Here is a 3,081-nt window from a genome sequence, read left to right as displayed (position 1 = left end):
GCGGCGCCGGGCCCCCGCGCGCCGGCCCCCGGCGGCCCGCCCGCGGCCCCGCGCCGGCGCCCGCCCCCCCCCCCCCCCCCCCCCCCCCCCCCCCCCCCCCCCCGCCCGCGTCGCGAGGCCCTCGCCGACCTCACCGACCAGTGGCTCAAGGGGCTCTTCGACGACGCCGCCGCGGGCACCGGCGTCCAGGGCGCCGCCCTCGTCGCCGTCGGCGGCTACGGACGCGGCGAGCTCTCCCCGCGCAGCGACCTCGACCTGCTGCTCCTGCACGACGGCGCGCCCTCCGCCGCCGTCTCTGCGCTGGCCGAACGCCTCTGGTACCCCGTGTGGGACCTCGGCGTCGCCCTCGACCATTCCGTACGCACCCCCGCGGAGGCCCGCAAGGCTGCGGCGGAGGACCTGAAGGTCCACCTCGGGCTGCTCGACGCGCGCCCCGTCGCGGGTGACCTGGGCCTGCTCACCAGGCTCCGCACCACCGTCCTGGCCGACTGGCGCAACCACGCGGTCAAGCGCCTGCCCGAACTCGCGGAACTGTGCCGGGAGCGCGGCGAGCGCCATGGCGAGCTCCAGTTCCTGCTGGAGGGCGACCTCAAGGAGTCCCGGGGCGGGCTGCGCGACGCGACCGCCCTGCGCGCCGTCGCCGCGTCCTGGCTCGCCGACGCGCCCCGCGAGGGGCTCACCGAGGCGCGCACCCGGCTCCTCGACATCCGCGACACGCTCCACCTCACCACCGGCCGCGCCACCGACCGGCTCGCACTCCAGGAGCAGGACGGCGTCGCCGAGGCGCTGAGGCTCCCCGACGCCGACGCCCTGCTGCGGCAGGTCTACGAGGCCGCCAGGACCATCTCGTACGCCTCGGACGTCACCTGGCGCGAGGTGAACCGCGTCCTGCGGGCGCGGGCGGCGCGGCCCCGGCTGCGCGCGATGCTCGGCGTCGGCGGGAAGCCCGCCACCGACCGTGTTCCCCTCGCGGACGGTGTCGTCGAGCAGGAGGGCGAGGCCGTCCTCGCCCGCACCGCGCGGCCCGAGCGCGACCCCGTCCTGCCGCTGCGCGCCGCCGCCGCAGCCGCCCAGGCGGGCCTGCCGATCTCCCCGCACGCCGTGCGCCGCCTCGCCGCGGCCGCACCGCCGCTGCCCGTGCCGTGGCCCGCGGAGGCCCGCGAGGAACTGATCACCCTGCTCGGCGCGGGCGAACCGACCGTCGCGGTGTGGGAGGCCCTGGAGGCGGAGGGCATCGTCGGCCGCCTGCTGCCCGACTGGGAGCGCGTCCACTGCCGCCCCCAGCGCAACCCCGTCCACACCTGGACCGTCGACCGGCACCTCGTGGAGACCGCCGTACGGGCCGCCTCCCTCACCCGCCGGGTCTCCCGCCCCGACCTGCTGCTCATCTGCGCCCTCCTGCACGACCTCGGCAAGGGCTGGCCGGGCGACCACTCCGTGGTGGGCGAGACGATCGCGCGGGACGTGGCCGCGCGGGTCGGGTTCGACGCCGACGACACGTCCGTCGTCGCCACCGTCGTCCGCCACCACCTGCTGCTTGTCGACACCGCGACCCGGCGCGACCTGGACGATCCCGCGACCGTCGCCGCGGTCGCGCGGCACGTACGGAGCCTGACCACACTGGAGCTCCTCCACGCGCTCACCGAGGCCGACGCCCTGGCGACAGGACCCGCCGCCTGGTCCGCCTGGCGGGCCGGGCTCGTCGCAGGCCTGGTGCGGCGCGTCGCCGCCGCCCTGGCGGGCGAGCCGGTGGAGCGGCCGGACCCCGAAGCGCCCAGCGCCCAGCAGGAGCGCCTCGCCGTCGAGGCGCTGCGCACCGGCGGCCCCGTCCTCTCCCTGCGTGCGGAAGGGCCGCGCGGCGAGGACGGCTCCCCCGACGCGCCGCACGCCCCGGAGGAGCCGGCGCCGCCCGAGCCCGTCGGCGTGGAGCTGCACGTCGCCCTGCCCGAGCGGCCCGGCGTGCTGCCCGCCGTGGCGGGGGTGCTCGCGCTGCACCGGCTCACGGTCCGCGCCGCCGACCTGCGGGCGGTGGAGCTGCCGACCGGTCTCGGCGACCCCGCCGCGACCACCGACGTCCTGCTGCTGAGCTGGCGGGTCGCCGCCGCGTACGGCTCGCTCCCCGAGGAGGCCCGGCTGCGCGCCGACCTCGTACGCGTCCTGGACGGGACGCTCGACATCGCCGCCCGGCTCGCGGAGCGCGATGCCGCCTACCCGCGGCGGCGCGGCGCCCCGGCGCCCCCGCCCCGCGTCACCGTCGCCGGAGCCGCGTCCCGGGAGGCCACCGTGATCGAGGTACGGGCCCACGACGCCCCGGGACTGCTGCACCGGATCGGGCGGGCCCTGGAGACGGCGGACCTGCGCGTGCGCAGCGCGCACGTGTCCACGCTCGGCGCGAACGCCGTCGACACGGTGTACGTGACACGACCGGACGGGACCCCGCTGACCGCGGAGGAGGCCGAGATGACCGCCAAGCGGGTGGAGGCGGCCCTGACCGGCGGCTGACGGACACCGTCGAGCGCTGCCCCGGCCGCGGAGGGTGCGCGCGCCCGGGCTGTCGGGCGGGACGGTCGCGCGCGCCGGGGCGCGGGAGCCGGTCCCCGCGGGGATTGCGGCGGGCAGGGGCCGGGATGTCCGCCGGTCCGGATACCCTGGAGGGCAGCCCGTTCGCCCGCCCCCTAGCCGAGGATTCGCGACCACCGTGTTCGACACTCTCTCCGACCGCCTCGCAGCCACCTTCAAGAGCCTCCGGGGCAAAGGGCGCCTCAGCCCGGAGGACATCGACGCCACGGCACGTGAGATCCGTATCGCGCTGCTTGAGGCCGACGTGGCGCTGCCCGTCGTCCGCGCCTTCATCAAACAGATCAAGGAGCGCGCCGCGGGCGAGGAAGTCTCCCGCGCGCTGAACCCGGCGCAGCAGGTCGTCAAGATCGTCAATGAGGAGCTCATCGGCATCCTCGGCGGCGAGACGCGGGGGGGGGGGGGGGGGGGGGCGCCGCCCCCCCCCGCGACGAGAGGGGGCGGCCCCCGGGGGGGCGCGCCCCCCCCCCCCCCCCCCCCCCCGCGCGCGGGGGGGCGGGGGGG

2 protein-coding genes (1 of these 2 only partly in view) are annotated in these 3,081 nt (G+C 78.6%); both read left to right on the top strand.

Features of this window, described 5'->3' with window-relative positions:
• Positions 1–2,502: the 3' portion of a [protein-PII] uridylyltransferase gene (locus LCE31_RS31745; protein WP_225020532.1), read on the top strand. It extends 144 nt beyond the left edge of the window; only the last 2,502 of its 2,646 coding nucleotides appear in the window; the start codon falls outside the window, past its left edge; it ends in the stop codon at positions 2,500–2,502.
• 196 nt (positions 2,503–2,698) lie between these two features.
• On the top strand, positions 2,699–3,081 hold a 383-nt coding region (locus tag LCE31_RS31740; protein ID WP_225020529.1), incomplete at its 3' end, for a signal recognition particle receptor subunit alpha.

It is taken from the genome of Streptomyces sp. 8L (assembly GCF_020176795.1).
Lineage (GTDB): Bacteria > Actinomycetota > Actinomycetes > Streptomycetales > Streptomycetaceae > Streptomyces.
The sequence above is the reverse complement of the archived record's forward strand: the minus strand, read 5'-3'. Positions and strand labels throughout refer to the sequence as shown.